A 25,723-nucleotide genomic window follows, 5' to 3' on the forward strand; every position below is an offset into this window, starting at 1 on the left:
TCATGAGTGCATTTGCCCTTAGCCGCCATCTTCCCGATTTTTCGACCCATCGCATTGCCGACGATGCGGTCGAAATCATTGCAACGCCAGCCTCGCTGCGCCCTCTGGGTGCGCAGGCGGAACCGAAAACAGGCGCTGCGGCGGAAAAGCCCGCCTCCGATGAGCAGGCGGAAATCGCACGGATGGTTGCGCTGGAAGAAGAAAAGCGCCTGGCCTTCGAGGCCGGGCGCGAGGATGGCCACAGGGAAGTCGAGGCTCTATATGAAGCTGAGAAAGCAAGGTTGCTGCGCGAGCATGAGGCTGAAATCGAGACTTTGCGCGCTGCATTTTCACGCGAGCAGGCGGTCTTGCTGGCCAGCGCCCTGACAGAAGGGCTCGGCGCGCTGGAGCGCAGCCTTTCAGCCCAGGTCGCGGGTATTCTTGCGCCGCTTCTTGCTGACAAAATGCAGGGCGAGGCTGTATCAGAGTTCGTGGCGCGGATCGGTGCGTTAGTCCTTGATGGCGAGGCGCCCGAAATTTCGGGGCCAGCGCAGCTTTTGCAGCCGTTGCGCGATCACGCAGATCTCCTGCCGCCCGGTTGCCGCTTTACCGAAACGGTATCGAGTGAACTTTCGTTTTCCTTTGGCGAGCGCGTGCTTGAAACGCGGGTCGCGCCGCTTCTGGACGAATTGAGGGCAGCGGTTCAATGAGCGTCGATCCGGAAAGCAAACGGGAAATCATCATCGTGCGGCGAGGAGGGCATGGCGAGCATGACAGTCACCATGGCGGTGTGTGGAAGATCGCCTATGCCGACTTCATGACTGCCATGATGGCTTTCTTCCTTGTCATGTGGCTTATCAATGCCGCCAATGAGGAGACGAAGGCTGCGGTCGCCAGTTATTTTAATCCCGTCAAGCTTATGGACCGCCACTCCAGCCCCAAGGGCGTGGAGGATATTGACTCAAATAACGGCAAGGTTCGCTATGAGAGCGACCAATCGGTGGAAAACAGCACCAAAGTCATCAATGACGATACTGTCGTTCCGCCGAGCGAACAGGAAGAACGCCAGATGTTCCGCGAACCCTATGCGGTTCTGTCGGAAATCGCGCATGAAACGGGTGTGTTGCAAAACCTGTCATCGAAAGGAGATGGCGGTATTTCCGAGGCAGGGCCGCAAACCGGTGCCGATGGCGGCGACGCCTATCGTGATCCGTTCAGCCCGGATTACTGGTCGAGCAAGGCTCTAGAAGAACTGACCCCGCCGGTTGCGGCGCCCGCAACCCCGCCACAGCCGCAGACAGAGGATGCCAAAGTGGAGGCGAAGCCGGAGGAAGCGGAAAAGCCCGCTGAAGATCAGGGGCAACTTATTTCCGAACTGAAAATGGCTGCGCAAGGTGAGGCTGCAAAAGAGGGCGGCAAAGCCACAAAAGCCGAGCCTATGCCTGGCGTCACCGTGATTCCTGTCGATGGTGGTGTGATGATCCAGCTGACCGACAAGGTGAATTTCGGCATGTTCGCGATTGGTTCGGCCAAGCCGGACGCGCGCGTGGTCCGGATGCTTGAGCGCATCGCTCAGGTCATCTCGCGCCAGCCGGGCGAGGTCATCATCAGCGGACACACGGATGCGCGCCCGTTCAAAAGCGCGACCTATGATAATTGGCGGCTTTCGTCTGCACGCGCACAGATGGCCTATTACATGCTGGTGCGCGGCGGGCTGGATGAAAAGCGTGTGCTGCGTGTGGAAGGCTATGCCGAGCGCCAGCCGAAAAATCCGGACGACCCGAATGCCGCCGAAAACCGGCGCATCGATATTTTCCTCAAGTCCAATCCATGATGAGCTTCCTCACCCGCTCTCTGCTGGCATTTGCGGCAAGCCTCGCGCTGACAGGCGGGGCATGCATCGCCCACGCACAGATACAGCCGGGCGTGGAAAACCGTGACCTGCCGGTACTGGAGCCTTACAAGCTCGTGCGTTCGCTGCGCATGTTGCAGGATCAGGTGGTCGCGGGAAAGCCTGAAGCGGTTGTGATGCTCAACAAGCTTCTTGGCTTTGTCAGCGAGGATATGGAGCGCGCGCCCAGCGAATTCTGGGACGAGCCGGAGAATATCTATGCGGCGATTATCTATCTTTTCAACGGGGGCAATCCGGAATCCGTACGCAAGGTGCTCACAGGTCTAAACACCGATATTGTGCCGCAGGAGCTTGTAAAAGGCGCTCTCGCCTATGCCTCCGGGCAGACGATCGAGGTCGTGAAGCTTTTCTCAGTGCCGCTTTCGCCGGAAGTTCCAGCGGAGTTGAAATCGTCCATCGTACTGGTGACGGCGGGGCAAATGACGGCGTTTGATCCTGCTTCCGCATTGCTGCGGCTCGATCGCGTGCGGCTTGATTCTCCGGGCACGCTTTTCGAAGAAGCGGCGATCCGCCGGTCCCTGCCGATTGCGGCGAGGCTGGGAGACGCCGAAAAGGTGCGGGCGCTATCGCGCAATTATCTGCACCGCTTCTCGCGCTCGCCTTACACGCGTGATTTCATGCAGCAATTTATAAGTGCCGCGTTGAAGCTCAATGATCGTATCGGCAATGCGGAACTGGCGCAGCTGATCGGCATTGCTGATCCGGGCATGCAGTATTCGCTCTATTTGCAGATTGCGCGCGGAGCGCTTGTGAGCGGAGAAACGGACCGTGCCCGCTTTATGTCGGAGCAGGCAAAAAAGCTTGCCGATCGGCTGAAGGCTGATCCGACCCGCGCCAATTTTTATGCGGCAGCAAGCAATGTGGCCTCCGACGCAGCAGGCAAAGCCCTCAAGCAATTGTCGCGCATTTCTCCTGATCGTTTGCACGAGCGTGACCGGCAACTCCTCAAGGCCGCGGAAGCGGTAGGCTCGCTGGTGACACGCACGCCCAAAATCGCAAGCCCGGCGAATAAGGAAAAAAGCGAGAGCGACCTGCCTCCTATGCCCGTCGCCGACGCTTCGTCTTTACCGATCGCTGATGCTTCCGCGAAGCCAGCCGATGCGCTGCCCGACGACGAGTTGCAGAAAGCGATGAAGGAGGCGCGGCGCAAACTTGCAGAAATCGATGCCTTGCTAGGAAAGACCATTCAATGAGCGTAGAGATTTTGCTGAATTCCGCCGGACGGCTTGCCTCTCTCGCCAAGAATTCTGGTGCGCAGCAAGGCAATATTGCGGCGCAAGGGGCTGATGAAGGGCAGGAGAATTCGGACCCTGCAGCGCGCTTCGGCGCTCTTGTGGAAAAGCCGCAGAGCAAGGTATCCCTGAAAGGTGATGAGCCGGAAGAACGGCAGTCCGACGACGGAGATAAGACCGAGAGTGCGCTGCTTCAGCATTCTTCTGCTTATGTCCTGTCGCAGAGCTTTCTCGCCTTGACGGCCAGTCAGTCCGGTATGGCGGATGGCAATAACCATTCTGCCGCTGGGGAAGGCAAGCTGGCAAATACAGATGAGATATTTGCTGAAGTGCAGCCCTCGACGAGCGACCCCAGGCTTGCGAAGAATGAGAAGCCGCAACCGAAAATGCGCATCACCGCCACGCCCGACGCCGAGGTGGCGGCGAAACCGCAACAGATTTCTACCGATGGCATGTCTGCTGCCTCGAGAAGCAAGCCGGTGGATGGCGTTGCCGATGATATTGTCAATCTGCTGAAATCCGATGCTCCGACGAGTGCTCAGCCAGCTAATGGCAGCGAATCCTCTCGCGTCGTCGCGCAGCTTCACCAGCAGGGAACAAGGAATGTCAGTCCGGCCAGTTCTGGCGCTGTTTCGGCGCAGCCTTCTGCTCCAGCGCGTATTGCCGATGTGCAGGTTATGTCCGAGCGCACGTTCGGTACGGTAAAAACCCTGCAAATTCGGCTGGACCCGGTAGAGCTTGGCTCCGTAACGGCCCGCATACGCCTGGTGGGGGATGGTGTGGAAGTGCATCTGGTGGCGGAAAAAGCCCATGCGGCAGAGGCACTTGCCGCTGATAGGTCAATTATCGAAAAAGCGCTGAAAGTTGCGGGCATAGGGGATGAAAACCGGATTTCCGTCACTGTGACCGAACGAGGTGCCGCCAGTTCCGCACAACCCACCTCAGCCAGCCAGAATGCAGGGCATCAGCAGGCGAGCGGCCAACAGCAGGGCCAGCAGACTTTCAACATGCAGAACAACTCCGATGGCCGGAACAATCCGCAAGGACAGCCGCAGATGCAATTCACGAGCGGGGAGGGCAGGCAGAATGGCGAATCCGGTCATGCAGGGCGCAACAACACGGGCGGGGGCTCCTCCGGGGAGGTTGGTGAGCGCGAGGCCGCTGCTGGCGTTGCTGGGCGCAATCGCGGTCTTGTCGTCTAATCCGGCAGCAGTCCGGGCCGAGAATATCTGTGAAAGGGAGATGCACAGGGCATCGATCCGTCACGATGTGCCGCTCGGTATCCTTTATGCGGTCGGTCTCACTGAAACGGGACGCAAGAATTCGCTACAACCTTATGCGATGAACATTGAAGGCAGGGCCGAGTTCCTGTCTTCGCCCGCGGCTGCGCTTCGTCGCTTCACAGAGGTGCGAGCCGAGGGCGCCCGATTGATCGATCTGGGCTGCATGCAGATCAACTACTATTATCATAACCAGGAATTTCCTTCCGTCGCAGCAATGCTTACGCCGAGCCTGAATGTGGATTATGCCGCCCGCTTCCTCAAGCGCCTGCGCGAGCGGGAAGGGAACTGGACCATGGCGGTCGCCCGCTACCATGCCGGCCCGAATAATGACCCGGCCCAGAAGCGATATGTATGTCGTGTCATGACAAATATGGTGGCCACCGGCTTCGGAAACTGGACGCCACAGGCTCGCAGCTTCTGTTTTGGCTGAGCAAATATGTCCCGAATATGGCGGGTTGCAATCCGCAACCGCTTGCACGTACATTCAGTGTAAACACGTCAAGGTTGTGCTGTTTTAGATGGTTGTTTTCCGGGTTGGCTTTTTAAGCCATTGTAATGAATCGTTAAACTTCGTGATCCATTAACCGAAAGTTAAGGTTTCTATACCAAAAGGCATAGGCGCAATACAATCAATGCGATTCCCTGTAAAACAGAATATGCTAAATTATCTCCCAATTTATTGTGAGCAATAAGTTGTAATTGCCTGCGAGTCATCCGCCCAGTTACCTCTCTCTTGCTTGGGTTAACTCATTGATTCGGAAGGCGGGCCGATGATTATCGTCGTAGACGACAGGGATATTGTGACCGAGGGATATGCATCCTGGTTCGGTCGAGAAGGCATCACGACTACCGGCTTCACGCCTGCTGATTTTGGTGAGTGGATGGAAAGCGTCCCCCAACAGGATATCATGGCGGTAGAGGCATTCCTTATTGGTGAATGCGCGACCCAGCATCGTCTTCCTGCGCGGATTCGTGAACGCTGCAAGGCGCCGGTCATTGCCGTCAATGATCGCCCGACTCTTGAGCATACGCTTGAATTGTTTCAATCGGGAGTTGACGATGTCGTGCGCAAGCCCGTGCATGTGCGTGAAATCCTCGCACGGATCAATGCAATCCGCCGCCGGGCGGGTGTATCGGGCAGTGCTGCTGAAAACGGTACGGAACTTGGCCCTATTCGTGTTTTCTCCGATGGACGCGATCCGCAAATCAATGGCGTCGATTTTCCGCTTCCGCGCCGCGAGCGTCGCATTCTGGAATATTTGATCGCCAATCGCGGACGCCGCCTCAACAAGGCGCAGATTTTCAGTGCCATTTACGGTATTTTCGATAGCGAAGTCGAAGAGAATGTCGTGGAAAGTCATATCAGCAAACTGCGCAAGAAGTTGCGTGAGCGCCTTGGTTTCGATCCTGTCGATTCCAAGCGCTTTCTTGGTTACTGCATCAATATAGAATAACGCTTCCGCCTCGCCTTTCTAGCCGATTGCCCCCTTATCGGTATTTCACAGTTTCATTCGGAAGTTCGTTCCACATCCTTCCCGAAGCTGTCTGGGGTCCCCTGTAAAAGCGTAAAATTTCCAAGACTACAGTTTCACGCAAGCGTGGTCCGTTAGCTTGTCTGCGGATTCTTAAATTCTCAGGAGTTGCCAATGAGCCTTTACGGTATGATGCGGACCGGTATTTCGGGCATGAATGCTCAGGCAAATCGCTTGTCTGCGGTGGCGGATAATATCGCGAATGCGAGCACGGTCGGTTATAAGCGCGCCGATGCGCAGTTCTCCTCGCTTGTTCTGCCAAACACATCTGGCCAGTATAATTCCGGCAGCGTGACAACCAGTATCCGCTACGGCATTTCCGATCAGGGCGGCATCCGCTCGACATCGTCGGCGACCGACCTTGCCATAGACGGCAATGGCTATTTTGTCGTGGGCAATGCCGATGGCACGCCGTATCTGACGCGGGCAGGTTCGTTCGTGCCGGACCAGTTCGGCAATCTCGTCAACACGGCTGGCTATTACCTGATGGGCTATCCGGCGGATGCAAATGGTAACGTCAATACGGTTGCCAATGGTTTTGACGGGCTGGAACGGGTCAACGTCGAGCAGTCCGATCTGGTGGCGACCCCCAGCACGGCAGGCAATTTCACGGTCAATCTGCCTTCGACGGATAAAGTTCCGGCGGCAGGCGAATTCAATCACAAGACCTCGCTGATCGCCTATGACAATCTCGGCGGGAAAATCACGCTCGATGTCTATTTTGCCAAGACCGCTGATAATGGCTGGAGTGTTGAGATTAAAAATGCCGCGAGCGGCGTCAGGGTAGGAGGACCGACGGCGATGACGTTCGATCCGACGACCGGCGCGCTCACCTCGGATGGAAATATCACTGTCGATCTCAGCGGTCCGGCCATCAACGGTCGCCAGATCACTCTTAACCTCGGTGCATCCAAGCAACTCGCCAAGGAATACACGATTTCGGAGGCGGTCATAAACGGCCAGGCGCCGTCCTCGATCGAAAGGGTGGATATCGGTAATGACGGCTCAGTCATCGCTCGCTATGAAAATGGCTCGCAGAAGCTGCTCTACCGTCTCCCGCTGGGCACTGTCGCCAGCCCTGACCGCATGTCGGTCATCAGCGGCAACGTGTTTTCGCCAAGCGCGGAATCGGGGAACATTCAGCTTGGTTTCCCCGAAAGCGGCGCTATGGGCAAGATTTCTGCTGGGGCTCTCGAAGAGTCCAATGCTGATATCGCGCAGGAACTTACCGATATGATCGAAGCGCAGCGCAGCTATACGGCCAATTCGAAAGTCTTCCAGACCGGTTCCGAACTCATGGACGTTCTGGTCAATCTGAAGAGATAAGTTGAAGCAATTCCCAAAGGACATGTCCGTTTGATGGGAGTTGCGATTTTAAAAGTCGGGATCGTCTCGGCAACAATGACGATCCGAAGGTGGGTAAAGATGTCTCTTAGTTCTGCTCTCTTGACGGCCAAAAGCTCGCTTACGGCAACGTCCAAGCAGACGTCGGTTGTCTCTCGCAATATTGCGGGGGTCAATGATCCCAATTATTCGCGGCGTACTGCCTCGCTTACATCGGGGCCTTACGGTTCCCTTTATGTCGGCATCAGCCGCTCTGCCGATGAGGCGTTGTTCAATCGCTATATACAGGCAAACAGCGTCGCATCCTCTTCGTCCATTCTGGCCGGCGGACTGGACCGGCTTTCGTCGCTCTATTCGGCGGATAACTATTCCGCTTCGCCATCAGGGCTGATCGGCGACCTGCGTGACGCGCTTCAGACCTTCGCCGCGACGCCGTCGAATGCGTCTCTTGGTGACAGCATTGTTTCAAAAGCCGATGCCCTGGCCAATGCGCTCAATGCGGGCACGAAGCAGGTACAGGCCCTGCGTGACGATGCGGACAATCAGATTGCGGGTTCTGTCGCCAATATCAATGATGTTCTGTCGAAGTTCGAGAAGGTCAACCAGCAAATCATCAATGGGACGCGCTCGGGCAGCGATGTTTCGGATTATCTGGATCAGCGCGATGCGCTGCTCAAGCAGCTCTCCGGCGAAATTGGCATCACCACCATGGTGCGCGGCGATAATGATATGATCATATTCGCCGAGAACGGCGTCACGCTTTTCGAGACCGTGGCGCGCCCGGTCAGCTTCCAGCCTTCCGGCGGGCTGGCCGCAGGCATTGCTGGCAATCCTGTACTGGTGGACGGCATGTCGCTTACCCATGATACGTTCGACCAGCCATATGGTACGGGACGCCTGAGCGGCCTTCTGCAATTACGCGACCAGACTGCGCCGCAATACCAGATGCAGCTCGACGAGATTGCGCGCGGGCTGGTGAATATGTTCGCGGAAAGCGACCCGGCAGGCGTGGGGCCGGATATGACAGGATTGTTCAGCTATTCCGGCTCGCCGGTCGTTCCGGTCGCAGGTCCATCTTCGGGGATCGCAGGTACAATTAATGTGTCTGCGGCCTTCGTGGCAACGGAGGGTGGCAGTTCGCTTCTCCTGCGCGACGGTTTGCACTACAGCTATAATACGGAGAATGCGGGTGGTTTCAGCGACCGTTTGCGCGCGCTGAACGACGCTTTTTCGACGCCCATGAATTTTGCTTCGGTGGCGGGGCTTGCTTCCAATGTTAATCTTCTTGATTACAGTGCTTCTTCGGTGAGCTGGCTCGAAGGCAAACGACAGGTCGCCAGCAGCAATTTCTCCTATAATCAGACGGTCGCCGTGCAGGCCGACCAGGCACTTTCCAACGCCAATGGTGTCAATATGGACACTGAAATGGCGCTGCTTCTCGATCTTGAACATTCCTATCAAGCATCAAGCCGGGTGTTGACGACCATCAATGCCATGCTTGATGACTTGCTCAACGCGGTGTGAGGCCCATGAAAGCGCAATCAGTTTCCACTTATGGTTCGGCTTCCGCCCTCAAGGCTCTCGTCGCAAAGACCAAGGCAGAGCTTGTCAAGGCCCAGCAGGAAGCGACGACCGGCACGGTTTTCGATGTGGGGCTTTCACTTGGTTCCAGGTCGGGCCAAACCATTTCGCTTCGCAAGGAATATGATCGTCTCACCGTTCTGACCGACATGAACAAGCTGGTCCAGCAGCACATGTCGACGACGCAGGCCGCCGCGAGCGCGATTATCGAAAACACGCAGGATTTTCTGGGCAATCTGGCCGGCGCCAACAATACTGCTGAAAGTATGGCCACTATTGCGAAGTCGGCTCAATCGATGCTCAATTCCGTGACCGGTCTTCTCAACAGCAGCTATAATGGCCAGTATATTTTCGCGGGCGTGAATACCGATGTGAAGCCGGTTGCCGATTATACGCAAGGCAGTGCCGCCCAGACAGCACTTCGGAATGCTTTTCAGGGCCATTTTGGCTTTGGGATCGATGATCCGCAAGTGGCGAATATCACCGGTGACGAGATGAAAGCCTTCCTCGAAGGGGATTTCACCGATGAGTTCAACGATGCGAACTGGAGCGCCAACTGGTCGAATGCATCCGATACGGTCATCAAAAGCCGCATTTCGCCTACCGAAACGGCGGCTACTTCCATCAGCGCTAATGCGGATGGCTTCCGTAAAGCCGCGATGTCGTTTGCGATGATGGCCGAATTTGCCACCATCGGTTTGAACAGCTCGGCATTTGGAGCTTTGACCGGCCATGCGGTTCAGACGACGACGCAGGCGATCACGCAGATCACCGCAGAACAGACGACGCTCGGTCTCGTTCAGTCGCGCACGAGCGATGCTACGACCCGGATCGCGACGCAGCAGAAAATCCTGAACCAGTCGGTGCTCAATCTTGAAGAAGTCGATCCATATGAGGCGGCGACGCGCGTCAATGCGTTGATGACGCAGATGGAAACGTCTTATGCGCTGACGGTTCAGCTACAGAATATGAGCCTGCTCAACTATCTTAGATAGTTTTGCGAGACAGGGGGCGACCATCCGCCCCGATGATGAAACGGCGCGACGACGGTAGCATGAGGCTATCCGTGTGCGTGGTGCCGGAAAGCGGAGACTTCATGTACCAGTTGCGCTATCAAGATGTCATGACGGACGATATGGCGAGCGCCAAGGAACGCGAGCGGATGCTTTTCGACCGCTCGATCGATATGCTCGCTGCTGCAAAGATAAATGGATCGGACTCGCGCGAGGGGATCGACGCGGCCTATTATACAACCAGGCTCTGGACGGCCATGATCGATGATCTGGGATCACAGGAAAATGCGCTGCCGAAAGAACTCAAGGCGGCCATCATTTCGGTCGGCATTTTCATATTGAAAGAGGTGGAGCGCATACGCCAGGGCGAGAGCGATGATTACGATACATTGATCGAGATCACCCAGTCCATCCGGGACGGCCTGTGATATGGTGGGAAGCAGCAAGCCAGCCATGCGTTTGTCTCTTCGCGCGGGCGAGAAGATTTACATCAACGGCGCTGTCCTGAAGGCCGACCGGAAAGTATCTCTCGAACTTTTGAATGATGCGACCTTTCTGCTGGAGAACCATGTTCTACAGCCAGAAGACACGACGACCCCTTTGCGCCAGCTCTACTTTGCAGCACAGATGATGCTCATCGAGCCGGCGATGCGCGAGCAGGCCAGAAGCACTTTCATGAAAATGCTGAAGGGTATGTTCTCCGCTTTTTCCGATGCGGAAATTCTCAATGCCCTCAAGATCGTCGATGAACTCGTGCATTCCGGGCGAGTCTTCGAGGCGCTCAAGATGATACGGGCACTGTATCCGCGCGAGGCCGAACTGATGGGCGATCGCGGCGTGGCCCTGCCTGTCATCAAATCTCACAATACTACGGAGGCTAGCCTGTGAGCACAACATCCATGGTAGGCGGCACTGCTGCAACCGCCAATACGACGAGGGACGCATCCGGCGCCAGCGCGGCAGCGGCGAAAGCGAATGTCGATTACGATTCGTTTCTCAAGCTTCTCGTCGCCCAGATGAAGAACCAGGATCCGACGGAGCCGATGGACGCCACGCAATATGTTGCGCAGCTTGCGACATTCTCCAATGTCGAGCAATCGGTGCAGATGAACGCCAAGCTTGAAAGGCTGATCGCCAATTCGTCGCTGACGCAAGCGGAAGGCTGGATCGGGCGCACGCTGACAAATGCGGATGGCAGTGTTACCGGCGTTGTCAAATCCGTGACTATACAGCAGTCGGGCATGTTGGCCGAACTCGACAACGGCAAGACGATGCTGATCGGTGAAGGTGTCAAGATCAGTTGAGGATACGTCTGTGAACGAGGCCGACGCGCTCGACATGATAAATTCGGCCATCTGGACCGTGCTTATGGCCAGCGGTCCCGCCGTATTGGCCGCCATGCTTGCGGGCATCGGCATCGCGCTATTTCAGGCGCTGACGCAGATTCAGGAAATGACGCTGACTTTCGTGCCGAAGATCATCGTCATTTTTGTCGTGCTCGCCTTCACTGCGCCTTTCGTCGGCGCACAGATCAATTCCTTCACGCTTCTTGCCTATTCGCGCATCGAGAAGGGCTTCTGATACGAACCCTTCGCGCAAGCTTCGCAGTCTAATATCCGTCCCCAATACTCGAAACTAACGATAGAGCGGCGTTTCTGTGAAATGACAGGCCGCTTCGGGAGACGGACTTGCAGCAGGCAACAGCCAAGCCTTTCGTGAAAAGCGGACTTCTGACCGGCAGCGATCTCGGCCTCGCGGCGGGCATTGTTATCATTTTGACGGTGCTTTTCCTGCCGGTTCCAGCCGTTGTTCTCGATATTGGACTTGCATTTTCGATTGCATTCTCCGTCCTTATCCTGATGGTTTCGCTTTGGATTCAGCGGCCGCTCGATTTCTCCGCCTTTCCGACTGTGTTGCTTATCGCGACGATGATGCGCCTGTCGCTCAACATCGCGACGACGCGCGTGATTCTCACCCATGGCAATGAAGGCTATCTCGCCGCCGGTCATGTTATCCATGGTTTTTCGCAATTCGTGATGGGCGGCGATTTCGTCATCGGGCTTGTCGTTTTCACCATCCTCATCATCGTCAATTTTCTCGTCATCACCAAGGGCGCGACCCGTATCGCGGAAGTGGGCGCACGCTTCACGCTTGACGCTATTCCGGGAAAACAGATGGCGATTGATGCTGATCTTTCGTCGGGCCTGATCGACGAGAAGCAGGCGCAGCATCGCCGCAGCGAACTGGAGGAAGAAAGCTCCTTCTTCGGTTCGATGGACGGCGCTTCGAAATTCGTGCGCGGCGACGCAATTGCGGGCCTTATCATTACTGCGGTCAATATTTTCGGCGGCATCATTATCGGCGTCACCCGCCATGGCATGGATATTTCGCAAGCCGCCGATATTTTCACCAAACTATCGGTCGGTGACGGCCTCGTCACCCAGATCCCGGCCTTGATCGTCTCGCTGGCTGCCGGTCTTCTGGTATCCAAGGGCGGCACGCGCGGTTCCGCCGATCAGGCGATCTTCGGGCAGCTTGGCGCTTATCCGAAGGCGCTTCTCATCGCTGCATTCCTCATGTTCGTTCTGGGTATCATGCCGGGACTTCCGGCGCTTCCGTTCTTCCTGCTCGGCGGTGCTATGGCCTTCGTCGGTATCGCGGTGCCGCGCCGCCAGGCGCGCCAGCGGGCGACGGAAGTGGCAGCGGAAGAAGCGAAGCAGCGCGATGCGGCGGACCAGGAGCGTAATTCTGTCAAGGCGTCGCTTGAGACTGCGCAGATCGAACTGTGTCTGGGTAAGCAGCTTTCGGCGCGTCTTATCGCCTCGCAGCAGGAGCTTGCGCACCGCGTCAACAAGATGCGCCGCAAATTCGCGCAGGAATACGGTTTTGTCATTCCCGAAATCAAGGTGACGGACGATATTTCGCTGCCGCCAAAGAGCTATCGCATCAAGATACACGGCACCGCCGTGGCAAGCCATGAATTGCGCGTCGGGGAAATTCTTGTTGTGCTGGGCGAACGCCCGATACCGGCAATTCCAGGCGAGGAAGTGCGCGAACCGGCCTTCGGCATGCGCGCCTATTCGGTGCCGGAAACCTTCGCTGCCGATCTTCGCCGCGACGGCTATATGACCGTCGACAATCTGTCGGTTCTGCTCACGCATTTAAGCGAAATCGTACGTAATAATCTGGCGCAGCTTCTTTCCTATAAGGATATGCGTATTCTTCTCGATCGTCTCGGCCCGGAATATCGCAAGCTTCTGGAAGACATTTGTCCCGCGCATATCTCCTATTCAGGCATGCAGGCCGTGCTGAAACTGCTTCTGGCGGAGCGTGTCTCCATCCGCAACCTGCATCTGATCCTTGAAGCCATTGCAGAAGTCGCCCCTCTGGTGCGGAGGCCGGAAATGGTCGTCGAGCATGTGCGCATGCGCATGGCGCAACAAATATGCGGCGATCTTTCGGAAAACGGCGTGCTGAATGTGCTGCGCCTCGGCAATCGGTGGGATCTGGTGTTCCACCAGAGCCTCAAGCGGGACGGCAAGGGCGAGATCGTCGAATTCGATATCGATCCGCGCCTGCTTGAGCAATTCGGCACCGAGGCAACGAATGCAATCCGCCAGCATTTCGATAATGGCGAACGGTTCGTTCTCGTTTCCTCTCCGGAAGCCCGGCCTTATATCCGCATGATTATCGAACGTCTTTTCGCCACTCTGCCGGTGCTTTCGCATGTCGAAATCGCGCGCGGCGTCGAGGTGAAGTCGCTCGGCGCTATTTCATAGTGAGGGGATGACCCGGATTGCCCATCGCGCAATTGCCGCTCAACGATATCGTGTTCGCCGCCATGCTGGCGATCTGCCGCGTCGGCGCCTGCCTGATGCTGATGCCGGGCCTGTCGAGCGCACGCATACCCTTGCAGGTGCGGTTGTTTATCGCGCTCGCCTGTTCGTTCGCCGTGCTGCCGATGGTGATACAGGGGATTGCGCCGGTCATCGATGAGGGGCAGCCATGGACGCTTTTCCGGTTGATGGCGAGCGAGATGTTTATCGGCGCCATGATCGGCATATTGGCGCAAATCTATTTCTGGGCCTTGCAATTCATGGCCAATATGATGGCGATGGCGGTCGGTTATTCGGGGGCGCCAGCCGATGCCATTACCGAAACCGAGCCGCAGGCGACGCTTGCAACCATCGTGACATTCGGGGCGCTGCTGCTGTTCTTCGTTTCTGATTTGCATCTGGAAATCCTGCGCGCCTTGCTCACTTCCTATGCGGCGATACCGCTGGACGGGCGGTTTCGGCCCGATGCCGCCATGATCGATTTCGCCGATGCGCTTTCTGCTGCTTTTCTTGCGACCTTGCGCATCGCCGCACCATTCATCGTTTTTGCTATTCTGGTCAATTTCGCCATTGGTCTGGTCAACAAGCTGACACCAACCATTCCGATTTATTTCGTGTCGATGCCGTTTGTGTTGGGTGGCGGACTCCTGGTGATTTATTTCATCCTGCCGGAATTGCTGCGCTTTTTTATTGGTGAAACGGCAACGCAGATACACAATCTGTTCTGAGGTTCCTATGGCCCAACCGAACGTCCGTAATTTGAAGAAACTGATCGAGCTGCAAAAGCTCGGCTCAGCTCGGCTCGAATCGGCACTCGCCTCAACGAATATTCGCAAGGCGGTGCTGGACGAGGAGCGCGAGGCGCTTCTTGGCATGCAGGATCGGCGCTACGATGGTGCCGCTTTCGCTATTGATCCTTCGCTTCTCATCAAGCGGCTTGGGATGAACGCAACGGAAGCGCAACATATAGAGCAAAGACTCGAATCGGAGCGCGGCGCGCTTTTGAAAGAACAGCGCCGCGTGGAATTGCTCGAAGGCAGGTTGAAAACAATGCACAATGACCGCGAAAGGCAAGAACTGGCGGGCCTTATAGAAGAATTTGTTAGCCGGAAAAACTCTGCATCCTAGGCACAGGCGCGGCACAATTTTAAAAAAGATATTAGAAACAATATATTAGAGAAATAGAGAATCTTCCGATCAGCTGCTTCGACTTAAAATCGTATGCAAAATGAAGCTGTAAGATCACAAGCTTCAGTCAAGTTTGATCCGTTATTGTGCAATCAAGAGATGAAAAGGAACGAAGTGAATGGCGATCAATCCGCCGTCAGATCTGGTGATGGACGTAGCCCGGGCGGCCGATCCGCAAGCCTATCGCGTGGCGGCGGAGCGTCTGAAATCGATATCGGGCGGCACGGTTGTAGCGGGTGCAGCCACTGGACTGACAAGGGATAACTTCGCCAGTTTTTCCGAAAGTCTGGCGGCAGGTGTCAGCGTCAGGCCGGATGGCGGTAACGCAGCCAATCCAGCCTATCGTAAGTTTGAGGCCTTCATGTTGCAGTCCTTCGTTCAGTCGATGTTCACCAGTGATACGACTGCAACCTTTGGCAAAGGTATTTCTGGCGAATACTGGAAATCGATGATGGCGGAAGCCATGGCGAATAAAATGGCGGATACCGGCGGTGTCGGGGTTGCCAGAATGCTCGAAGAACAGGCGGCGCGAAACAAGGGGGCTGACGCGCCAGCCACTGTCGCTTTGGGAGATATAATGACCAGTCTGGGGAACGGAGCGAGCGAAAATACGGTTTCGAAGGATATCGTCCATGGCTTCGAACGAAAGCTCATTCGGCAACAACTGGAAGATAACAACAGTACGGACGCGTATAGCTGACGATGCGTACTGACAGGTATAATCGAGGAACCTGATAATGACCGATACAAGCTCCGAAATCAGCCTTCTGCCCGAAATCCCGGCAGTCATCGAGGCTATCGACCCGGCTCAGAAGCTGGAACAGGAACCGGCGCTCCGACCGGTCCTGCGGGCGATCCAACGTCTTGAGGACGTTATCGACACGGAAACGCGCCTTCTGCTCGAAGGCGGAAATCCGGATCTGGTTGAAATCAATTCGCGTAAAAGCCGCGGCCTTTATGATTTCAACAAGGCGATCAAGAAGGCAGCCAGCTTTGCGGAACCTTCAGCAATGAAGGGATTGCAACCCTTGCTCGATGGATTGAAGCACAAGCTTGAAAAGAACTGCGAAGCGCTGCAATTGCATTTGCGCGCGGTCGGCGAGCTTGCCGATCTCATCCGTGGCGCGCTTGAAACGCAGGAAGCGGACGGAACCTACAACATGCAAAGCGCGAGGCTCGGTCACGCTCGATGATCCGTATCATTGCCATAGGCCTGTGGATATGCGCTGTCGCTTTTGGCTCGTTGTATTTTGCCGCCCGCCAGAACACCTCGTCATGGGGCGAGGCGTCGGCGTCGGCAGGCGGCTTTGGCGGCGTGGATTATGTGAAAACCGATGTCATGAGCGTGCCGATTATCGCCAAAGGCGTGGTGGCGGGGTACATCGTGGCGCAACTGGTCTACACGGTCGATACGAAGATACACGCGAAGCTTACCGTGCCGCTTGAATATTTCATCAGCGATGAGATATTCCGCACCTTTTATGGTAATTATTCGGACGCGAAGGCGGTTGAGAAAGTGAGCTTCGAGGATGTGCGCGCCTCGATAATCACCGATATCAATGCGCGGTTCCCCGAACCGGTCATCAAAGATCTGCTGGTGGAGCAGTTCAACTATATTTCTGCGGAAGAAATCCGTATGATGAACAGGCGTCATGGAGTGCGGACGGATGCAGCCCAAAAACAACCGGACAATGATCCGGATAGCAGCTCATAACGAATAATATTTCCCGGCAAGCTGGCGTAAACGCTCGTCGTCGAGCAGTGGAACTGATGGATCGGTGGTGAATCGTACTCCCAGTTCTGACCCGTCGCGCCAGATAGTGCGGGCGAGCAGGGCGCGTACATAAAAATCATCGAAAAGCCAGAAGCGCTCCGGCACGCCGGAAGCTTCGAGGGTTCTGAGTTTTGCACCATGAGGAGCTATGTCGCTGAACTGGCACTCGATGATAAAGCGTCCGTCAAGGCTGACAATCTTGCCTGAACGCAGCCGTGTGCGCTGCCTTTCCTCCGTGCGCCGGTCCTTTGGCGGCTTGTGGCGTGCCATGCTAAAATCACCTGCTATTTCCTTGAAAGAGGTCTAGAGCATTTCCAGCAAAAGCATGAAACGGTTTTGCGTCTGGGCAATGCGACAAAACAAAGGCTTGGAGCGATTCTGACGGTTCCATTAAACCTGGAGCCGCTCTAAGCACGCTTTGCTTTCGTAAGTGTTACCGCTTTAAACCTTTTCCGCATGTCTTTAACCCAAAACCGGTGCCCACTTTTGGGAGACATACTTTAGTGTTCTCCACATTTTTCGCACAGGCCGCGCAGTTCCAGCGTGGTCTTTTTGGATTTGAAACCGTTTTGCAGGCCCCAGGCGCTGACGAGATTCTCGATTGCCGGATCGGAGAATTCCGTGACCTGACCGCATTGCTCACAGATCGCAAAGGCGATGAGCCCATGCTGGTGGCATTGCGGATGGGCGCAGGCGACAAAGGCATTCAGGCTTTCGAGGCGATGAATCATCCCGTAATCGAGCAGCTTGTCCAGTGCGCGATAGACTTGCAGCGGCGCGCGGAAGCCGTCCTCGCGGAGCTGATCGAGAATCGTATAGGCGCTAAGCGGACCCTCCGCTTTGGACAGGGCGTCAAAAACGAGCGACTGATTGCGCGTCAGGTCTTGAGATACTTGATGAGGGTGATGATTGCTCATTGTTTAGCGGTCCGTTTGGGTTCAGCGATCCGTTTGGGTGAAGCCTCTGCACTTTGTTCTGTGTTCATTACGGGCGAAAAACCGCCGCGCGCTTTTCCGCCCATACCCCTATGTAAAGGCAAGAGGCTCAAAATGAAAATAGCCAGTGCGGCGACTACGATCGACGGGCCTGATGGCGTGTCGAAATGGATGGAGCCATAAAGCCCGCCAATGACACCGAGAGCGCCGATCAACGAGGCCAGAACGGCCATCTGCTCCGGCGTGGCGGCAAAGCGCCGCGCTGTCGCAGCCGGAATGATAAGCAGCGACGTAATCAGAAGAATCCCGACGATTTTCATGGCTATGGCGATTACGATTGCCAGCAGAAGCATGAAGGCAATGCGGGAAAGGGCGGGGTTCTGTCCTTCCGCACGGGCGATATCCTCGCTGACGGTCGCGGCAAGCAGCGGTCGCCACAGCCATGCGAGTACGGCAAGAACCAGTGCGCCGCCGCCATAGATGAAAGCGATATCCACGCGTGACACGGCCAGAAGATCGCCAAAAAGAAAAGAAAGCAGGTCGACGCGTATCCATGTCATGAAAGCGACGATGACCAGTCCAAGCGATAGTGTGGCGTGGGAAAGAATACCCAGCAATGAATCGGCTGATAATGTATGGCGTCGCTGCAACAGGAGCAGCAATGCGGAAACCGCCACAGCGACGGCGAAAACACCGATCATCAGATTGACGTCGAAAATAAGTGCCAAAGCCACACCCAGCAGCGCTGAATGCGCCATGGTGTCGCCGAAATAGGCCATGCGCCGCCAGACGATAAAGCAGCCAAGCGGGCCTGTGGTCAGCGCCAGCCCTACGCCTGCGACAAGCGCGCGTGTGAAAAAATCGTCAAGCATGGGGCGCGTTCCCTTCATGATGATGGTGATGGCCGTCATCAGCGTGGCAATGATCGGTAACGGTGCCGTCTGCATGCATTACCCGTCCATCAGGTAGATGGGTGTGATCGTGATGATGCTCGTAAATAGCCAGCGGGCCTACGGCGCGGCTGCCAAACAGGCGCATATATTCGGGGCTGACCGTCACGTCGCGGGGCGATCCGCTGCAACAGACATGGCCATTGAGGCAGATGACCCGATCTGTCGCGGCCATGACCAGATGCAGGTCGTGCGATATGAGAAGAACACCGCAGCCGGTTTCGTCGCGCAGCCGGGCGATGAGTTCATAAAGCGCTGCCTCGCCGGAAAAATCGACGCCCTGCACCGGCTCATCAAGCACCATGATATCCGGCTTGCGTGCCAGGGCGCGGGCCAGAAGCGCGCGCTGGAACTCGCCGCCCGACAGATTGGTGACTTCGGCCTTGAGCAGATGCGCTATGCCAACAGCCTCCAGCGCCTGCATGATGTCGGTTCTGCTCAAACGTCCTGTCAGGGCCATGAGCCGTTCCACTGAAAGCGGCAGGGTCCGGTCGATATTGATCTTTTGCGGTACATAGCCGATGCGAAGGCCCGCCCTATGGTGAATTGCGCCCTCATCAGGCTTGAGAACGCGTAAAGCCATTTTAGCCGTGGTGCTCTTGCCTGCGCCATTGGGGCCGATAAGCGTCACGATCTCGCTGCGATGCATCGCAAGGTCGACATTGCGCACCAGCCAGCGCCCGTCGCGATAAATGCCGGCATTTTCCAGTTGAATGAGGATTTCCCGGTCCGAATGATTGGAGGGAGTGGTCTTATGAGCCATAATCGAGCTTTCGCTGCTTTCATGTTTCTTTCGAGAATAACGGACGATATGCCGATTCGGAGTCCTTTTACGCGGTCTATCGGCCCGACAGTTTTTTTCCGGGAAAAGGGATTGCCTCGGCTTGATGTAGTCGTTATACCATAACAATAACGTTATAAAATAACATATCAATCGTTATGTCGTTCCCATATAGATAACGTCAAGAGAGACCGCATGAAATATTTTCGTTCTTTACTGCTCGCCTCCGCACTCACAGCCGCCTTTGCCGGTTCAGCGCTTGCTGCCGAACGGCAGGGGGTCGTGGTTTCGATCAAGCCGCTGCATTCACTTGTTGCCGCAGTCATGCAAGGCGTGGGCGAGCCGAGGCTGATTGTTCAGAGTGCCGGATCGGGACATGCTTATAGTCTCAAGCCGTCCGATGCGGAAGCGCTCGAACATGCGAAAATTATTTTCTGGGCTGGGCCATCGATGGAAACTTTCCTCGACAAGCCGATCGATACGCTGGGTGAGGGCGCGCAAGTGGTGGCTCTTGGCGATGTCGATGGCTTGACCAAGCTCAAATTCCGCGAGGGCGGTCCTTTTGAATCGCATGATCATGCGGCGGAAAGCCATTCGCATGAAGATCATGCTCACAATGACGGGCATAATCATCAGGATGAAGCACATGACCATCATCATGGCGAATATGACCTGCACTTCTGGCTCGATCCGCAGAATGGCAAGGTCCTTGTCGGCGACATCGCCAAAGTTCTGGGTGAAAACGACCCCGAAAACGCCGCGCGCTACGAAAAGAACGCGGAAAGCTATACGACAAAACTCGACGCCTTGACTATGGATGTAAAGGCGGAACTTGCACCGGTGAAAGACAAGTCTTTCATTGTTTTTCACGATGCTTATCAGTATTTTGAGAACCGTTTTGGCGTGAAAGCGGTAGGTTCGATCACGGTCAGCCCTGAAAAAGCGCCGGGGGCTTCGCGCATCAAGGATATTCACGAAAAGATCAAGTCGCTGGGCGCGGTCTGCGTGTTCTCGGAACCCCAATTCGAGCCGAAGCTCGTGCGGACTGTCATAGAAGGAACGGACGCGCAAACCGGTATTCTCGACCCGCTGGGGGCGGAACTCAAAGATGGTCCCGATCTTTATCCGCAACTGATCCGCAATCTGGCGGCTTCGCTGAAAGATTGTCTTTCAAAGTAGCGGCTGGCCCTAATCATTAAGCATTTCTGCTAAAAGGGTTTAAAAGCACTTGCATTCACCCGTTCACAGCCTATCCCGGAAGGGAGGCTGAGTCCGGGGTGGTAATGGTCTATTCAATCAGACGGAATGTGAAATATTCGGTCATACGCGCCGGTTTGAATGCGATTGCATTTTCTGGCGCGAACTGTCTCCTGCCTTCAGCTGCGGGGCGGGGCGTGATTTTTACGTTGCATCATGTGCGACCGCAGTCGGACGCACAGTTCCAGCCCAATGCCATCCTGTCGGTAACGCCGCAATTTTTGGCCGAAACCATCCAAACAGTGCTCGAAGCAGGCCTGACGCCTGTGCATCTGCATGATTTGCCCGCTTTGCTGGCTGATGCGGACGACAAGCGTCGCTTCGTTGCCTTTACACTCGATGATGGTTTTCGGAATAATGCACAGTTTGCAGCGCCGGTTTTCAGACGGTTTGGCGTACCTTATACGGTTTTCCCGGCCATCGGCTTCGTCAAGCGCACGCGCACGATCTGGTGGGAAACCTGCCAGGCGGTGCTGGAAAAGGCAGAGCGCATCGATTTCGATTTCGGCAATGGCGTCGAAACGCTCGGTACGGAAACGAAGGCAAGGAAGTTTCGGGCCTTTGACCGGCTGGCAGACTTCGTGCGCTCCTTTGATGAAGATGCCGCCGTGCAGCGGATCGATGAACTGGCAAGGCGATGCAATATCGACCCGTTGGCCATCGTCGATGGTCTGGTGCTTGATCAAGCAGAATTATCGCAACTGGCAGCGGACCCCCTGGCTCATATTGGCGGGCACACGCTCTCGCATGTCAATCTGCTTCGGGTGAGCGAGGACCGGCTTCGCCACGAAATTCAGGGATCGATTGCAGCGATAGAGCATTATTGCGGCTATCGTCCCAAATCCTTCGCCTATCCTTATGGGTGGCGTGCCGCAGTCGGCGAGCGCGAAACAAAAGCTGTCGCACAAGCCGGTTTTCTTGCCGCTGTAACGACGCAACCCGCTGTCCTGCGGCATTCAGATGCTAAAAATTCCATGTCGCTCAACCGCATTTCCCTTAATGGCTATTTCCAGAAAAAGCGCTATGTCAGAGCGCTCATATCGGGGCTGGCTTTCAAGTTTCTATGAAAATGCACAATGGCTCGGCCAAAGCACCGAATTCGTACTATTGAATGCGAAATGAATCCGGGGCAGGTTTACGCCTCAACGCTTCGCTCCAACCTATGAGATGCCATGTCCGTCGAGCGCGTAAGCTTCTACATCCTTTTGGCTCTGGTCACGATAGCCTTTGCATGGCTGCTCATTCCCTATTATTCCCCCGTTCTTTGGGGCGTGATTCTCGCTGTCATATTCTATCCTGTGCAACAGCGGCTGGTGCTTTTGCTGCGCGGCAGGCGCAATATTGCCGCCATGCTGTCGGTGCTCATGTGCATTTGCCTCGTCATCCTCCCGACACTGGTAATTTTTGGCTCACTGGTTCAGGAAGGCAACACGCTTTATCAACGCTTGAGCACGCGGGAATTCGATCTCAACAACTATATTTCGCGCATTATGGCGGCACTTCCCGACACGCTGGAAGAATGGCTGGTCCGGTTTGAACTGGGCAATTTTGCCGAGTGGCGCTCGCGTATTTCGTCCGCAGCCTTGCAGGGCAGCCAGCTTTTCGCAAGCCGCCTGGTAAGCTTTGGACAGAATACGCTGCAGTTCTTTATCGGCTTCGGCATCATGATCTATCTGCTGTTCTTCCTGTTTCGCGACGGGGCGGAACTGGGCAGGAGAATCCGGCAGGCCATTCCGCTCAGCGATGATTATACGCGCCAGTTCCTGGAGAAATTCACGGCTGTCATCCGTGCGACCGTCAAGGGCAATATCATCATCGCAATCATACAGGGTACGATCGGCGGTGTCGCTTTCTGGCTGCTTGGCATCGAAGCCGCACTTTTGTGGGGTGTGATGATGATGTTTTTTTCCATGCTGCCTGCTGTGGGCGCCGCATTGGTCTGGGCACCTGCGGCTGTCTGGTTTATTGTCAGCGGACAGTGGAGCCGGGGCATCATACTGATCCTTGTCGGCGTGCTGGTGATCGGGCTGATCGACAATCTGCTGCGCCCGCCGCTGGTGGGCAAGGGTACGCGCATGCCCGACTATGTGGTGCTGATTTCGACGGTGGGCGGCATATCGCTGATCGGCATCAACGGTTTCGTCGTCGGCCCCATGATTGCGGCAATGTTCATCGCTGCATGGTCCCTGCTTGCACAAGAGAAAAAAGAACAGGGAAAACCGTCGGAGTTATCCGGTTCGGATCAGTAGATGTATATAATATACCGGAAAAAAGAACGCCCGCTGCACTGGGAGGAGGAGGTGTGCAGCGGGCTGATCTGGAAAGCGTGATAGGGAGGAGGATTATCACGCTTCATGCTCGGTTTTTGGGAGGAGGAGTAAAACCGAACAACCTGTAAATAGGAGCAGTATCTCCCGCTTGCAAGGGTGAATGCTGCAAGGCAGATATGCATTTACGAATAGCTTAAACAACTCCTCATGCGGCTGCGGGAAGGGAAAGTTCCGCGACAAGCCCGCCTGCGGGATCGTTCCTCAGCCTTATCTCGCCGCCATTGTTGCGCGCGACAGTGCGGGCGATGGTGAGGCCAAGGCCGAAGCCGCCCGAATCGCGATTGCGCGATTTATCGACGCGATTGAACGGCCTGAACATCTCCTCGATCAGTTCGGGCGCAATGCCCGGCCCGTTGTCCCTGATGCGCACGATCAGTTCGTGATCGCTGTGGTGCAACGATACTTTCGCCTTGCCGCCATAGGCGACGGCATTGTCGATGAGGTTCGTGATGCAGCGCCGCACCGATACGGGCTGGCAGAGGCAAATCCCGTTGCGGCCGCTGGATGATTTTTCATCGACCGCAACATGCGGATAATCATCCGCAACCGACAGGAGAAGCGACCACAGGTTCAGCCTTTCCTTCGATTCATTTGCAAGTTCCGTCGTCGCGAAATCGATCACGGAGCGCGAGATCGCTTCGATATTGTTGAGATCCTGTGCCAAAGCTCGGCTGAGCGCCTCGTCTTGCAGCAGTTCCAGCCGCAGCCTGATGCGAGTGAGCGGCGTGCGCAGGTCATGGGCGAGGGCGGCGGCAAGCTGCTCGCGCTCAGCGACATAATCGAGCAACCTGCCCTGCATGGTATTTACCGCGCGCGCCGCCATTTTATATTCCCGAATGCCCGTTTCGGGCAGAGGCGGGGTTTTGAGGTCATGACCGATGCGCTCGACCGCGCGTTCAAGAACCCTGTAAGGCGCAGTGAGAAGCCGTGTCGCCCAGATGGCAAGGAGGATGACGCTGAGCGCCACAAGCCCGAAAAGCGGGATCGTCGCGCGCGTTATTATGGGATTGACGGGCGTGACGCGGGTGGCGAAATTGAGCCAGCGCCCGTCGTTGAATTGCAGCGATGCGACCAGGCTGATATTGGAGCGGGTCTTGCGGGCGAGGCTGTTTATCTGCCGTTCAATATCGCTCATATCCCCGCGATTTTCGCGCGCAGGCGCAGATGCCTGGCGCGCCGCGCCTCGCGCCTCCCGCCGGATGCGCGCATCGATCACCCCGTAGCGGGCCAGACGCGCGACAAGTACATCTTCAAGCTCCGCAATATCGTCTTCAGGTGCAAGCGGCGCGGCCACGGAGGGCCTGTCTGCAATATGTAGTTCGCCGTCCGAACCAGGCATACGGCTGGCCAGATCGGCCCATTCATCTTTTGGTGTGGCGTCAAGCAGCTTGACCAGATAGGTCGCGCGTTCGGTCAGGCGGTAAAGTTCGAGCGCATTATTGGCATCGGCGCGGTCCTGCGAGACGATCCACAGGGTTGCAATCTGCGTGATCAGAAGGCCGCTGACGAGGATGACGAGCAGCCAGCCGGGCAGTGAACGCGGAAAAGGAACTCTCATGCCACCTCGACTTCCTGGGCGAACTGATAGCCGCCCCCGCGTATGGTGAGGATGAGTTTTGGCGCGCGCGGATCGTCTTCGAGCTTGCGGCGCAGGCGGCTGATGAGAATATCGACGCTGCGATCATAGCCATAGACGACCTCATTGCCGGCCATTTCCATGAGCTGGTCGCGGCTGAGAATACGCTGCGAGCTTTTGACGAAGGCTTCGAGCAGATTGAATTCCGCGGTCGTCAGATCGACACGCGCATTTTCGGGCGAAGTCAGGCGCCTGCGGGCGCAGTCAAATGTCCAGCCCGCAAAGCGATAGATCGGTGTAAGGGGCTGCGACGGGCCCCGGCTTGCCTCATAGCGGCGCAGCACGGCGCGGATACGGGCCAGCAATTCGCGCGGCTCGAAAGGCTTGGCGATATAATCGTCGGCGCCGATCTCCAGCCCCAGTATTTTGTCGGCGGCATCCGCGATTGCGGTGAGCATGATGATGGGTACGCGCGAATATCGTCGCACTTCCTGGCAGATTTCGATGCCGCTTTTTCCCGGCAGCATCACATCGAGAATGATCAGGTCGACACGGCCCGTGCGGCCCAACAATTCGTGCATCTCGTCGCCATTGCGGGCAACGGAGACGCGCAGGCCGCGCCGTTTGAGAAACTCATGCAGAAGGTCGCGTATGTCCTTGTCGTCATCAACAATCAGAACGTGGGCATCTTCTTTCAAGATCGGTTTCCACCTGGCTGAAAAGCTTCTGATTAGCGCTTGTTTACGGCAGTAAAAAGCCGATGGTATTTTTATCAACTGCCGCTTTGCCTTTGTTACAATCGGGAAACAAAAAGCAACATTGGCGAAAAAAACCAGCAACCCAAGGCTGCGATAACGACCCTGCTGAGAAAGTGAAGTGCCGAGCGGAAAGCCTTGATTTCCTATGCCAAACACCGTCAAACCATCCAAAGCGGTCGTCAATCTGGTCTTCGCGGCATTGTGCATCGCAAGTTTGCTGGCTTCGTTTCCATGGGAAGCACAGGCGACAGCGCTGGTGACGCGCAGCGATCGGTGCATCAGGCTCCAGCACCAACTGCAAACCGTGCTTTCGGGCCATGTCGAAACAAAGCAGGCACGTCAGGCAAGAGCCTTGCAGAAAAAGGGCTCTAGATTTTGCGCAAGCAATAGACAGGCCCAAGGATTGAGGGCTTACGCCACAGCCCTCAATCTGCTTGGCGTCAAGCCTGACATGGCTGGGTC

Annotated in this window: 28 protein-coding genes; 22 read left to right on the forward strand and 6 right to left on the reverse strand. The window is 56.0% G+C overall.

Annotation, left to right across the window (positions count from 1 at the left end; translation table 11 throughout):
- Nucleotides 1-2 precede the first annotated feature (2 nt).
- The 19 genes from KUG47_RS12635 (at nt 3) to KUG47_RS12725 (ending at nt 16,614) form a co-directional block, all read left to right on the forward strand.
- Nucleotides 3-689: a hypothetical protein gene (locus tag KUG47_RS12635; protein WP_217678333.1), complete on the forward strand. Its 687-nt coding sequence runs from the start codon at nt 3-5 to the stop codon at nt 687-689.
- Complete coding sequence (locus KUG47_RS12640) at nt 686-1,813, forward strand: flagellar motor protein MotB (RefSeq protein ID WP_217678334.1); 1,128 nt, start codon at nt 686-688, stop codon at nt 1,811-1,813. Before KUG47_RS12635 ends, KUG47_RS12640 begins: the two co-directional genes overlap by 4 nt.
- Entirely contained in the window at nt 1,810-3,084 is a 1,275-nt protein-coding gene (locus tag KUG47_RS12645) for a chemotaxis protein (RefSeq protein ID WP_217678335.1), read from the forward strand. The genes KUG47_RS12640 and KUG47_RS12645 overlap by 4 nt, the downstream gene beginning before the upstream one ends.
- On the forward strand, nt 3,081-4,325 hold the full coding sequence (fliK, locus tag KUG47_RS16770) for a flagellar hook-length control protein FliK (protein WP_254799545.1): 1,245 nt from the start codon (nt 3,081-3,083) through the stop codon (nt 4,323-4,325). Before KUG47_RS12645 ends, fliK begins: the two co-directional genes overlap by 4 nt.
- Nucleotides 4,225-4,836, forward strand: coding sequence for a transglycosylase SLT domain-containing protein (locus KUG47_RS12655; RefSeq protein ID WP_422718090.1), 612 nt, complete (start codon nt 4,225-4,227; stop codon nt 4,834-4,836). Before fliK ends, KUG47_RS12655 begins: the two co-directional genes overlap by 101 nt.
- A 340-nt stretch (nt 4,837-5,176) precedes the next feature.
- On the forward strand, nt 5,177-5,860 hold the full coding sequence (ftcR, locus tag KUG47_RS12660) for a flagellar transcriptional regulator FtcR (RefSeq protein ID WP_217678336.1): 684 nt from the start codon (nt 5,177-5,179) through the stop codon (nt 5,858-5,860).
- A gap of 192 nt (nt 5,861-6,052) precedes the next feature.
- Nucleotides 6,053-7,264 carry a flagellar hook protein FlgE gene (locus tag KUG47_RS12665; RefSeq protein WP_217678337.1) on the forward strand — a complete coding sequence of 404 codons (1,212 nt, stop codon included), beginning with the start codon at nt 6,053-6,055 and terminating at the stop codon, nt 7,262-7,264.
- A 99-nt stretch (nt 7,265-7,363) separates the two neighbouring features.
- Nucleotides 7,364-8,806, forward strand: a complete 1,443-nt coding sequence (gene flgK, locus KUG47_RS12670; RefSeq protein ID WP_217678338.1) for a flagellar hook-associated protein FlgK — start codon at nt 7,364-7,366, stop codon at nt 8,804-8,806.
- A 5-nt stretch (nt 8,807-8,811) separates the two neighbouring features.
- Nucleotides 8,812-9,858, forward strand: a complete 1,047-nt coding sequence (locus tag KUG47_RS12675; protein ID WP_217678339.1) for a flagellar hook-associated family protein — start codon at nt 8,812-8,814, stop codon at nt 9,856-9,858.
- 101 nt (nt 9,859-9,959) lie between these two features.
- The gene (gene flaF, locus KUG47_RS12680; protein WP_217678340.1) at nt 9,960-10,304 is read left to right on the forward strand and encodes a flagellar biosynthesis regulator FlaF; all 345 of its coding nucleotides are present in this window, start codon (nt 9,960-9,962) and stop codon (nt 10,302-10,304) included.
- A gap of 1 nt (nt 10,305) precedes the next feature.
- Nucleotides 10,306-10,764, forward strand: coding sequence for a flagellar biosynthesis repressor FlbT (flbT, locus tag KUG47_RS12685; RefSeq protein WP_217678341.1), 459 nt, complete (start codon nt 10,306-10,308; stop codon nt 10,762-10,764).
- On the forward strand, nt 10,761-11,180 hold the full coding sequence (flgD, locus tag KUG47_RS12690; RefSeq protein ID WP_217678342.1) for a flagellar hook assembly protein FlgD: 420 nt from the start codon (nt 10,761-10,763) through the stop codon (nt 11,178-11,180). The genes flbT and flgD overlap by 4 nt, the downstream gene beginning before the upstream one ends.
- Nucleotides 11,181-11,190: 10 nt before the next feature.
- Nucleotides 11,191-11,457, forward strand: a complete 267-nt coding sequence (fliQ, locus tag KUG47_RS12695; RefSeq protein ID WP_109706615.1) for a flagellar biosynthesis protein FliQ — start codon at nt 11,191-11,193, stop codon at nt 11,455-11,457.
- A gap of 107 nt (nt 11,458-11,564) precedes the next feature.
- Nucleotides 11,565-13,655, forward strand: coding sequence for a flagellar biosynthesis protein FlhA (gene flhA / locus KUG47_RS12700; RefSeq protein ID WP_217678343.1), 2,091 nt, complete (start codon nt 11,565-11,567; stop codon nt 13,653-13,655).
- Between the two features lie 17 nt (nt 13,656-13,672).
- Nucleotides 13,673-14,440 carry a flagellar biosynthetic protein FliR gene (fliR, locus tag KUG47_RS12705; protein ID WP_217678344.1) on the forward strand — a complete coding sequence of 256 codons (768 nt, stop codon included), beginning with the start codon at nt 13,673-13,675 and terminating at the stop codon, nt 14,438-14,440.
- 7 nt (nt 14,441-14,447) lie between these two features.
- Nucleotides 14,448-14,840, forward strand: a complete 393-nt coding sequence (locus KUG47_RS12710) for a hypothetical protein (RefSeq protein ID WP_217678345.1) — start codon at nt 14,448-14,450, stop codon at nt 14,838-14,840.
- Nucleotides 14,841-15,018: 178 nt separating this feature from the next.
- On the forward strand, nt 15,019-15,600 hold the full coding sequence (locus KUG47_RS12715; RefSeq protein WP_217678346.1) for a rod-binding protein: 582 nt from the start codon (nt 15,019-15,021) through the stop codon (nt 15,598-15,600).
- Nucleotides 15,601-15,637: 37 nt separating this feature from the next.
- Complete coding sequence (locus tag KUG47_RS12720) at nt 15,638-16,093, forward strand: flagellar protein FlgN (protein WP_217678347.1); 456 nt, start codon at nt 15,638-15,640, stop codon at nt 16,091-16,093.
- Entirely contained in the window at nt 16,090-16,614 is a 525-nt protein-coding gene (locus KUG47_RS12725; RefSeq protein ID WP_254799546.1) for a hypothetical protein, read from the forward strand. Before KUG47_RS12720 ends, KUG47_RS12725 begins: the two co-directional genes overlap by 4 nt.
- Here the strand turns inward: KUG47_RS12725 and KUG47_RS12730 are convergent.
- The 4 genes from KUG47_RS12730 to KUG47_RS12745 form a co-directional block, all read right to left on the reverse strand.
- On the reverse strand, nt 16,609-16,944 hold the full coding sequence (locus KUG47_RS12730) for a PilZ domain-containing protein (RefSeq protein WP_217678348.1): 336 nt from the start codon (nt 16,942-16,944) through the stop codon (nt 16,609-16,611). The genes KUG47_RS12725 and KUG47_RS12730 overlap by 6 nt on opposite strands.
- Before the next feature lie 230 nt (nt 16,945-17,174).
- Nucleotides 17,175-17,591: a Fur family transcriptional regulator gene (locus tag KUG47_RS12735; protein WP_217678349.1), complete on the reverse strand. Its 417-nt coding sequence runs from the start codon at nt 17,589-17,591 to the stop codon at nt 17,175-17,177.
- Complete coding sequence (znuB, locus tag KUG47_RS12740) at nt 17,588-18,520, reverse strand: zinc ABC transporter permease subunit ZnuB (RefSeq protein ID WP_422718091.1); 933 nt, start codon at nt 18,518-18,520, stop codon at nt 17,588-17,590. Before znuB ends, KUG47_RS12735 begins: the two co-directional genes overlap by 4 nt.
- The gene (locus KUG47_RS12745; RefSeq protein WP_217678350.1) at nt 18,474-19,322 is read right to left on the reverse strand and encodes an ATP-binding cassette domain-containing protein; all 849 of its coding nucleotides are present in this window, start codon (nt 19,320-19,322) and stop codon (nt 18,474-18,476) included. Before KUG47_RS12745 ends, znuB begins: the two co-directional genes overlap by 47 nt.
- Before the next feature lie 213 nt (nt 19,323-19,535).
- Here KUG47_RS12745 and znuA point away from each other — a divergent pair, with 213 nt between their 5' ends.
- The 3 genes from znuA (at nt 19,536) to KUG47_RS12760 (ending at nt 22,846) form a co-directional block, all read left to right on the forward strand.
- Entirely contained in the window at nt 19,536-20,519 is a 984-nt protein-coding gene (gene znuA / locus KUG47_RS12750; protein ID WP_217678351.1) for a zinc ABC transporter substrate-binding protein ZnuA, read from the forward strand.
- A gap of 215 nt (nt 20,520-20,734) precedes the next feature.
- Nucleotides 20,735-21,664, forward strand: a complete 930-nt coding sequence (locus KUG47_RS12755) for a polysaccharide deacetylase family protein (protein ID WP_340162807.1) — start codon at nt 20,735-20,737, stop codon at nt 21,662-21,664.
- Between the two features lie 105 nt (nt 21,665-21,769).
- A complete protein-coding gene (locus tag KUG47_RS12760) occupies nt 21,770-22,846 on the forward strand; it encodes an AI-2E family transporter (RefSeq protein ID WP_217678353.1) in 1,077 nt (358 codons plus the stop codon).
- Nucleotides 22,847-23,072: 226 nt separating this feature from the next.
- On the opposite strand, the gene KUG47_RS12765 is transcribed toward KUG47_RS12760, so the two are convergent.
- Together KUG47_RS12765 and KUG47_RS12770 are read right to left on the reverse strand one after the other, a co-directional pair.
- Nucleotides 23,073-24,485 (reverse strand): ATP-binding protein, encoded by a 1,413-nt coding sequence (locus KUG47_RS12765; protein WP_217678354.1) that lies wholly within the window; start codon nt 24,483-24,485, stop codon nt 23,073-23,075.
- Nucleotides 24,482-25,201, reverse strand: coding sequence for a response regulator (locus KUG47_RS12770; RefSeq protein WP_217678355.1), 720 nt, complete (start codon nt 25,199-25,201; stop codon nt 24,482-24,484). The genes KUG47_RS12765 and KUG47_RS12770 overlap by 4 nt, the downstream gene beginning before the upstream one ends.
- Nucleotides 25,202-25,723 lie beyond the last annotated feature (522 nt).

The sequence above is a fragment of the Falsochrobactrum tianjinense genome (genome assembly GCF_019100495.1).
GTDB lineage: Bacteria > Pseudomonadota > Alphaproteobacteria > Rhizobiales > Rhizobiaceae > Brucella > Brucella tianjinense.

Bases quoted from the DNA above. Each gene is read 5' to 3' on its own strand.
- KUG47_RS12635 (WP_217678333.1), top strand. From the start codon at position 3: ATGAGTGCATTTGCCCTTAGCCGCCATCTTCCCGATTTTTCGACCCAT.
- KUG47_RS12640 (WP_217678334.1), top strand. From the start codon at position 686: ATGAGCGTCGATCCGGAAAGCAAACGGGAAATCATCATCGTGCGGCGA.
- KUG47_RS12645 (WP_217678335.1), top strand. From the start codon at position 1,810: ATGATGAGCTTCCTCACCCGCTCTCTGCTGGCATTTGCGGCAAGCCTC.
- fliK (WP_254799545.1), top strand. From the start codon at position 3,081: ATGAGCGTAGAGATTTTGCTGAATTCCGCCGGACGGCTTGCCTCTCTC.
- KUG47_RS12655 (WP_422718090.1), top strand. From the start codon at position 4,225: ATGCAGGGCGCAACAACACGGGCGGGGGCTCCTCCGGGGAGGTTGGTG.
- ftcR (WP_217678336.1), top strand. From the start codon at position 5,177: ATGATTATCGTCGTAGACGACAGGGATATTGTGACCGAGGGATATGCA.
- KUG47_RS12665 (WP_217678337.1), top strand. From the start codon at position 6,053: ATGAGCCTTTACGGTATGATGCGGACCGGTATTTCGGGCATGAATGCT.
- flgK (WP_217678338.1), top strand. From the start codon at position 7,364: ATGTCTCTTAGTTCTGCTCTCTTGACGGCCAAAAGCTCGCTTACGGCA.
- KUG47_RS12675 (WP_217678339.1), top strand. From the start codon at position 8,812: ATGAAAGCGCAATCAGTTTCCACTTATGGTTCGGCTTCCGCCCTCAAG.
- flaF (WP_217678340.1), top strand. From the start codon at position 9,960: ATGTACCAGTTGCGCTATCAAGATGTCATGACGGACGATATGGCGAGC.
- flbT (WP_217678341.1), top strand. From the start codon at position 10,306: ATGGTGGGAAGCAGCAAGCCAGCCATGCGTTTGTCTCTTCGCGCGGGC.
- KUG47_RS12710 (WP_217678345.1), top strand. From the start codon at position 14,448: ATGGCCCAACCGAACGTCCGTAATTTGAAGAAACTGATCGAGCTGCAA.
- KUG47_RS12715 (WP_217678346.1), top strand. From the start codon at position 15,019: ATGGCGATCAATCCGCCGTCAGATCTGGTGATGGACGTAGCCCGGGCG.
- KUG47_RS12720 (WP_217678347.1), top strand. From the start codon at position 15,638: ATGACCGATACAAGCTCCGAAATCAGCCTTCTGCCCGAAATCCCGGCA.
- KUG47_RS12725 (WP_254799546.1), top strand. From the start codon at position 16,090: ATGATCCGTATCATTGCCATAGGCCTGTGGATATGCGCTGTCGCTTTT.
- KUG47_RS12730 (WP_217678348.1), bottom strand. From the start codon at position 16,944: ATGGCACGCCACAAGCCGCCAAAGGACCGGCGCACGGAGGAAAGGCAG.
- KUG47_RS12735 (WP_217678349.1), bottom strand. From the start codon at position 17,591: ATGAGCAATCATCACCCTCATCAAGTATCTCAAGACCTGACGCGCAAT.
- znuB (WP_422718091.1), bottom strand. From the start codon at position 18,520: ATGACGGCCATCACCATCATCATGAAGGGAACGCGCCCCATGCTTGAC.
- KUG47_RS12745 (WP_217678350.1), bottom strand. From the start codon at position 19,322: ATGGCTCATAAGACCACTCCCTCCAATCATTCGGACCGGGAAATCCTC.
- znuA (WP_217678351.1), top strand. From the start codon at position 19,536: ATGAAATATTTTCGTTCTTTACTGCTCGCCTCCGCACTCACAGCCGCC.
- KUG47_RS12760 (WP_217678353.1), top strand. From the start codon at position 21,770: ATGTCCGTCGAGCGCGTAAGCTTCTACATCCTTTTGGCTCTGGTCACG.
- KUG47_RS12765 (WP_217678354.1), bottom strand. From the start codon at position 24,485: ATGAGAGTTCCTTTTCCGCGTTCACTGCCCGGCTGGCTGCTCGTCATC.